Genomic DNA, 7,088 nt, shown 5'->3' on the forward strand with positions numbered 1-7,088 from the left:
TTGACCGCAGGTCCCAGCACGACGGGGCCGGGCCCGAAGCGCCCCAGCAGCGAGGCTGCCGCGGCGCGCAGGTCTCCGTCCCCGCCGAGCACGACGACGAGGCGCTCGCCCTGGATCCCGACCAGGGCGTCGTCCGCGGCACGACGGGTCGCCCGGCGCAGCTCGGCCGCGCGGACCTCGTCGAGGGGTGAGGAGGTGGTGCCCACCATGACGATGGCGCTGCCGTGGCCGCTCCACCCGAGGGCTGCGACGCGGGAGCGCAGGGCGTCGTCGGCATCCCCACGGACCAGGGCGTCCACCACGAGGGCCTCGAGGCGTGCGTCCCACGCCCCCCGCACCTCGGCGGCCCGGGCGTAGACCTCGGCCGCGGAGAAGGCCACCTCGCGGGAGTAGCGCAGGACCGCCTCGCGCAGGTCGCGTTCGCCGCCCGGGGCTGCGAGGCGGTCGCTGTGGTCCTCGACCACCTCGACGATGAGACGGACGAGCTGCAGGGTGTGCTGGAGCGAGATCGAGCGGGTCAGCTCCGGGGGGGCCGCGGCGAAGATGTCGCTGGCCCCGTGCGGTGGGGTGCTCGGGTCCGAGAACCACGAGATGAAGCTCGAGATGCCGGCCTGGACGACCAGGCCCACCCAGGAGCGGTCCTCGGCCGGGAGCGCGCGGTACCAGGGCAGGGTCTCGTCGAGCTTGCGCAGGGCGGCCGCCGAGAGGAGGCCGCTGCCGTCGTGGAGACGGCGCAGCGTGTGCGCCTGGTCGCGCGAGGCCGTCCCTGACATGGCAGCGAGCATAGGGCCCGCGGGGTGCTCGGGGTGCCGCCCAGTTGTAGGGAGGGCACAACAGGCGCGGGAGTGCGATGCCCCAGACCAGGAGGACCGGGGTGTCGGTCGACCGGTGCTCAGGGGCGAGTGCGGCTATCGTCGGGTCATGGCATTGCTCCCACGGCTCCGTCGCCTCATCCGCCGACCGGTGTCGGCATCGCGGGTCGGCGTCCGACGCCCGACCTCCGTCCGACGCCGCGACACCGTCCACGAGGACGCCGTCCGCGCGATGCTGGGGGAGGACCCGAACGACGTCCGTGCCTTCCAGGCCCTCGCCGAGATCGTGCGTCGGCGCGCGGCCGAGGTCGGGCCTGACGGCGACCCGCTGACCGCCCCGCAGGACGAGGTCGAGAAGCAGCGCGCGGCGGACCTCGCGGTCTGGGCCCTCGCCGAGGAGCTCGCCGGTCACCCGCGCGCCTGGTACCCCCTGGTCGAGCTGGCGCGGCTGTCGATCCACGACGACCACGAGGGGGCGATCCGACGGCTGGCCACGGCCGCCGAGCGTGACACCACGGGCCACGCCCTGGCCGAAGGCCTCCTCGTCCTGCGCGAGGCCGGTGCGTCGGTCGACGCCCTCGGGCTCGGCGTGGGGCACTGGCGGGTGCGCGAGCAGACCCCCGAGATCGCTCGGCACCTGGTGCTCGCCGCGATCGAGGCCGATCGCCCGCTCGAGGCCAAGCAGCACCTGCAGGCCCTGGACCTCTACCCCGACCAGCGCGAGGTCGCGGACCTGAAGGCCGAGCTCGCCCAGACGGTGGCCGAGGCCGAGCAGCACCTCACGGGCACCTGATCCCGCTCGACCGTCGCGGGCGCTGACCCCGCAGTCATGACGAAGCCCGGTGCACCCTCAGGTGCACCGGGCTTCGTCATGCGTGTCGCGCGCGGGCCCAGGGCCGGACGGGAGGCGATCCCCGTCCGGCCCGAGGGGTCAGGCGTCGCCGCCGGCGACCCCCGAGGAGCCTGCACGCACGTCGTGGATGCGGTACTTCTCGATGGCCTGCGCCGGGGCGTCGGCCGGGACCTCGCCACGTCGCGCGAGGAGCTGGAGCACCTTCACCACGGTCGACGGCCCGTCGATCTTGAAGTGACGGCGTGCGGCCTGGCGTGTGTCCGAGAAGCCGAAGCCGTCGGCGCCCAGGGTCGCGTACTCGCCCGGGACCCACTGGCGCACCTGGTCGGGCACGAGGTGGTCGAAGTCGGTCGTCGCGACGAAGGGTCCCTGCGCGTCGGCCAGCTTCTCGGTGAGGTACGCGGTGCGCGGCTCCTCGGCCGGGTGCAGGAAGTTGTGCTCCTCGGCGGCGATGCCGTCGCGGCGCAGCTCGTTCCAGCTCGTGACGGACCAGACGTCGGCCCGCACGCCCCAGTCCTCGGCGAGCAGCTCTGCGGCCTCCAGGCCCCACGGCACCCCGACGCCCGAGGCGAGGATCTGAGCCCGCGGGCCCTCGCCCTCGGTGGTGTGCACCCGGTGGATGCCCCGAAGGATGCCGTCGACGTCGACGTCCTCAGGCTCGGCCGGCTGCGTCATCGGCTCGTTGTAGACCGTCATGTAGTACATGACGTTCTGGTCGCGGGAGTCCTCGCCGTACATGCGCTGCAGACCGTCGCGCACGATGTGGCGGATCTCGTACCCGTAGGCCGGGTCGTAGTGGATCACGGCGGGGTTGGTCGCGGCGAGGATCGGCGAGTGCCCGTCGGCGTGCTGCAGGCCCTCACCGGTGAGCGTGGTGCGGCCGGCGGTGGCGCCGATGATGAACCCGCGGGTCATCTGGTCGCCCGCGGCCCAGAACTGGTCCCCGGTCCGCTGGAAGCCGAACATCGAGTAGAAGATGTAGACCGGCACCAGGGCCTCACCCTGGGTCGCGTAGGAGGTGCCGACCGCCTGGAAGGCCGCGGCCGAGCCGGCTTCGTTGATGCCCGTGTGCAGGATCTGCCCGCTCTCGGACTCCTTGTAGGAGAGCATCAGCTCACGGTCCACGGCCAGGTAGTTCTGCCCCTGGGTGTTGAAGATCTTCGCGCTCGGGAAGATCGAGTCCAGGCCGAAGGTGCGGGCCTCGTCGGGGATGATCGGCACGATGCGGTGGCCGAACTCCTTGTCCTTCATGAGGTCCTTGAGGAGCCGGACGAAGGCCATGGTCGTGGCGACCTGCTGCTGCCCCGAGCCCTTGGCGAGGACCTCGTAGGACTTCTCGGGCGGCAGGGTGACCGGGGTGTACCGGCTGCGCCGCTCGGGGACGAACCCGCCGAGGGCCTTGCGGCGCTCGTTCATGTACTGGATCTCGGGGGAGTCCTCGCCCGGGTGGTAGTACGGCGGGGCGTAGGGGTCGGCCTCGAGCTGCTCGTCCGTCAGCGGGATGCGCAGCGAGTCACGCAGCGTCTTGAGGTCGTCGGCCTTGAGCTTCTTCATCTGGTGCGTCGAGTTGCGCCCGGCGAAGTTGCTGCCCAGGCCGTAGCCCTTGATGGTGTGCGCGAGGACGACCGTCGGCTGGCCCGTGTGGGCCTGCGCGGCCGCGTAGGCGGCGTAGATCTTGCGGTAGTCGTGGCCACCGCGCTTGAGGGCCCAGATCTCGTCGTCGGTCATCTTCTCGACGAGCTGCTTGGTGCGCGGGTCCCGACCGAAGAAGTGCTCGCGGATGAAGGCGCCGTCCTCGGCACGGTAGGTCTGGAAGTCGCCGTCGGGCGTGGTGTTCATCAGGTTCACCAGCGCGCGGTCCTTGTCGGCGTTGAGCAGGGAGTCCCACTCGCGGCCCCACACGACCTTGATGACGTTCCAGCCGGCCCCGCGGAAGAAGGCCTCGAGCTCCTGGATGATCTTGCCGTTGCCGCGGACGGGGCCGTCGAGGCGCTGCAGGTTGCAGTTGACGACGAACGTCAGGTTGTCGAGCCCCTGCTGGGCGGCCTGCTGCAGCATGCCGCGGCTCTCGGGCTCGTCCATCTCGCCGTCACCGAGGAAGGCCCAGACGTTCTGCTCGGCGGTGTCCTTGATGCCACGGTTGTGCGTGTACTTGTTGACCCACGCCTGGTAGATCGCCGACGCGGGACCCAGGCCCATCGAGACGGTCGGGAACTCCCAGAAGTCCGGCATGAGGCGCGGGTGGGGGTACGAGGACAGCCCGCCGCTCTCGGCCGAGACCTCCTGGCGGAAGCCGTCGAGCTGCTCGGCGCTCATCCGGCCCTCGAGGAAGGCACGGGCGTAGACGCCGGGGGCCGCGTGGCCCTGGAAGTAGATCTGGTCGCCGCCGCCCGGGTGGTCCTTGCCGCGGAAGAAGTGGTTGAGGCCCACCTCGTACAGGGTCGCGACCGAGGCGTAGGAGGAGATGTGACCGCCCACGCTGATCTCAGGACGCTGGGCGCGGGTCACCATGACCGCCGCGTTCCACCGCAGCCAGCTGCGGTACCGGCGCTCGACGACCTCGTCACCGGGGAAGTAGGGCTCCTCGTGCACGCCGATGGTGTTGACGTACGGCGTGTTGATCGAGGTCGGGACGGCGACGTTGCGCTCCCGTGCCCTCTTGAGCAGGTTGAGCAGGACGTACCGGGCCCGGGGCCCACCACGCTCGTCCACCAGGCCGTCGAAGGACTCGATCCATTCGCCGGTCTCGTCCGGATCGATGTCCGGGACCTGGCTGAGCAGACCGTTGATCAGCGGGCCCGTCGTGTCACGTGCAGCCACCAGCAACCTCACCTCGTCGTCCGCACCGGCGCCGGGTCCGGTCGGACGCCGTCGGCCCGGTGCTCGGGTCGGCCCGCGGCCTCCGGGCGTGCGTAGCACCGGTGGTTCGCGGTCGTCCGACCATTCTCTGCCGTCCGACGGGGGAAAGTCACACCGGAGGCCCGGTTGATCCGGGAAATGGGACGTGACGTCCGCGACACCCGTCCCGCATGTGGCGCTTGCCACACGCGTGCGGGATGCTGTGGGCTACCGTGTGGCAGCCGCGGTCCGCCCAGCACCTGGTGCGGGCACGGCGGCACGAGACGACGGACGAAGGGAACGGCACACCAGTGGGATCGACCGCGGAGCCTGCGGGCGGCCAGAGCGGAGCGGGCGCAGCCCGACTCAACCTGTCGTCCGGCCAGGTGGTCCAGGAGTTCGGCTACGACGACGACGTGGATCAGGACCTGCGCCTCGGGATCGAGGAGATCACCGGGTCCGAGATGGTCGACGAGGACTACGACGACGTCACCGACGTCGTGGTGATCTGGTGGCGTGAGGACGACGGCGACCTCACCGATGCCCTCGTCGACGCCCGGACCGTCCTGGAGGAGGGGGGCTCGATCTGGCTCCTCACGCTCAAGCCCGGGCGTGCAGGCACCGTCGGGCACAGCGACATCGAGGAGGCCGCGACCACCGCGGGCCTGCACGCGACCAGCACCCTGACCATCGCCGCGGACTGGTCGGCCACGCGCCTGGGCACCCGCGGCCGCGGGCGCTGAGTCCCGAAGCCGCGTCGTCGATGGCGTCCGTCACGGCTCTGCGCCCGGGGGACGTCGCCCCTGACGTCGAGCTGCCGGACACGCACGGCACACCGCTGCGCCTCGCCGGGCTGCGCGGGACACCTGTCGCTGTCGTGTTCTTCCCGTTCGCCTTCTCGGGGATCTGCACCCAGGAGCTGTGCGAGCTGCGGGACAACCTCGAGGACTTCGAGCAGGCAGAGGTGCGGCTGCTCGCTGTCTCCTGCGACCCCATGTTCACGCTGCGAGCCTGGTCCGAGCAGCAGGGCTTCACCTTCGACCTGCTCTCGGACTTCTGGCCGCACGGCGAGGCGGCCCGTGCCTTCGGGATCTTCGACGCGGATCGAGGGCTTGCTCGCCGCGGCTCGTTCCTCATCGACGCCGACGGGATCGTCCGCTGGAGCGTCGTCAACCCGGCGGGGCGCGCCCGCGAGGTGGGCGCCTACCGGGCGGCCCTCGCCGCACTCGCATGAGCCGTAGGCGGCTCGTCGAGATCGAGCCGGGATCGGTCTTCGCCGTGCCGCTCTTCCTGGCCGACGAGCCGATCACGAAGCGGTTCGTCCCGACGACCTTCGCCGGACGCAGCTCCGAGTTCGGCTTCAGCAGGGTGATCGTCGACCTCGGCGGCGCGGGGTTCCTCGTCGAGGTCTTCGACCTGGTGGGCGAGCTGGCCACCGACCTCGCTGCGGTGACCGCGGCACCGAGGCTCTTCGACCCCGTGGCCCTCTCCGGGCTCGGGATCTACAAGAGGCGCTGGCCGTTGCTGGGAGTGTCTCCCGAGTACGACGCCGAGAGGGACTCGCGCCTCTCCGAGGTGCGCCTCGTCCTGGGCGCCGACGACGACCTGCGGCTCTGGCACGGCGGTTCCGGGGTGGGCGCGCCCATCAGCGCCACCGCGGCGGCGGAGCACGAGCCGTGGACCATCTGGAACGAGGCCCGGCTCGAGGCGCGCACCCGCGCAGCCCTGACCCACCGGTAGGCTGTGCGATCGTCGTCGGGCCTGTAGCTCAGTTGGTCAGAGCGCCGCGTTTACACCGCGGAGGTCGTCGGTTCGAGACCGGCCGGGCCCACCCGCACCTCCCCGCTGCATCGCGGCTCGCTCCTGGGGCCCCGGGGTGGTCGACGCTCCCGGTAGCGTCGACCACGTGACTGAGCACCTGACCCTCGCCGACGTCGTCGCGATCCTCGAACGCCGCTACCCTCCCGGCACGGCGGAGTCCTGGGACGCCGTCGGGACCGTGTGCGGTGACCCCGACCAGCCGGTGACCAAGGTGCTGCTCGCGGTCGACCCGACCGCCGAGGTGGTCGACGAGGCGATCGCCTGGGGGGCCGACCTGCTCCTGACCCACCACCCGCTGCTGCTCCGTCCCGTCCACTCGGTCGCCGCGACGACCTTCAAGGGACGGCTGGTGCACCGCCTGATCCAGGCCGGGTGCGCGCTGCACGTCGCGCACACCAACGCGGACTCCGCCCCGGGCGGGGTCGCCGAGGCCCTGGCACTGGCCGTCGGGCTGGTGGACCTCGAGCCCCTCGTCCCGGTCCCGGGCGCGCCGGTCGACAAGCACGTGGTGCTGGTGCCCGCCGAGCACGCCGAGGCCCTCGTGGACGCCCTGGCCGAGGCCGGGGCCGGTGCCCTCGGGCAGTACAGCCGGTGCGCCTGGACGACGACGGGCTCGGGGACCTTCGTGCCCGGTCCCGGCGCGGAGCCGGCGATCGGCGCCGTCGGGGTCCGGGCGCAGGTCACCGAGACCCGCGTGGAGATGATCGCCCCGCGTCGGCTGCGCACCGCTGTCCTCGCCGCGCTCCGTGCGGCCCACCCCTACG

6 protein-coding genes, 1 tRNA gene and 1 pseudogene are annotated in these 7,088 nt (G+C 71.9%); 6 read left to right on the top strand and 2 right to left on the bottom strand.

The features are described 5' to 3' along the window. Nucleotides 1-773 (bottom strand): annotated as a pseudogene (locus L0B03_RS11545) (PucR family transcriptional regulator); the annotation flags it as partial. 148 nt (nucleotides 774-921) lie between these two features. On the opposite strand from L0B03_RS11545, the gene L0B03_RS11550 reads away from it, so the two are divergent. Further along, nucleotides 922-1,605, top strand: a complete 684-nt coding sequence (locus L0B03_RS11550; RefSeq protein WP_250445935.1) for a hypothetical protein — start codon at nucleotides 922-924, stop codon at nucleotides 1,603-1,605. Between the two features lie 138 nt (nucleotides 1,606-1,743). Here the strand turns inward: L0B03_RS11550 and aceE are convergent, their stop codons facing one another. Then, on the bottom strand, nucleotides 1,744-4,485 hold the full coding sequence (aceE, locus tag L0B03_RS11555; protein WP_250445936.1) for a pyruvate dehydrogenase (acetyl-transferring), homodimeric type: 2,742 nt from the start codon (nucleotides 4,483-4,485) through the stop codon (nucleotides 1,744-1,746). A gap of 329 nt (nucleotides 4,486-4,814) precedes the next feature. On the opposite strand from aceE, the gene L0B03_RS11560 reads away from it, so the two are divergent. From L0B03_RS11560 to L0B03_RS11580, 5 genes are all read left to right on the top strand, one after another. Beyond that, complete coding sequence (locus L0B03_RS11560) at nucleotides 4,815-5,246, top strand: DUF3052 domain-containing protein (RefSeq protein ID WP_250445940.1); 432 nt, start codon at nucleotides 4,815-4,817, stop codon at nucleotides 5,244-5,246. A 20-nt stretch (nucleotides 5,247-5,266) separates the two neighbouring features. Further along, nucleotides 5,267-5,737 carry a peroxiredoxin gene (locus L0B03_RS11565; protein WP_250445937.1) on the top strand — a complete coding sequence of 157 codons (471 nt, stop codon included), beginning with the start codon at nucleotides 5,267-5,269 and terminating at the stop codon, nucleotides 5,735-5,737. Next, nucleotides 5,734-6,243 (top strand): Imm26 family immunity protein, encoded by a 510-nt coding sequence (locus L0B03_RS11570; RefSeq protein ID WP_250445938.1) that lies wholly within the window; start codon nucleotides 5,734-5,736, stop codon nucleotides 6,241-6,243. Before L0B03_RS11565 ends, L0B03_RS11570 begins: the two co-directional genes overlap by 4 nt. A gap of 17 nt (nucleotides 6,244-6,260) precedes the next feature. Continuing rightward, nucleotides 6,261-6,334: transfer RNA gene (locus L0B03_RS11575), tRNA-Val, on the top strand. Nucleotides 6,335-6,409: 75 nt separating this feature from the next. Next, the coding region (locus L0B03_RS11580; RefSeq protein WP_250445939.1) for a Nif3-like dinuclear metal center hexameric protein at nucleotides 6,410-7,088 on the top strand (679 nt) is incomplete at its 3' end.

The sequence above is a fragment of the Actinotalea sp. C106 genome (assembly GCF_023630195.1).
Classification (GTDB): Bacteria; Actinomycetota; Actinomycetes; order Actinomycetales; family Cellulomonadaceae; genus Actinotalea.

Coding starts and splice junctions, on each gene's coding strand:
- L0B03_RS11550 (WP_250445935.1), top strand. CDS start 922: ATGGCATTGCTCCCACGGCTCCGTCGCCTCATCCGCCGACCGGTGTCG.
- L0B03_RS11565 (WP_250445937.1), top strand. CDS start 5,267: ATGGCGTCCGTCACGGCTCTGCGCCCGGGGGACGTCGCCCCTGACGTC.
- L0B03_RS11570 (WP_250445938.1), top strand. CDS start 5,734: ATGAGCCGTAGGCGGCTCGTCGAGATCGAGCCGGGATCGGTCTTCGCC.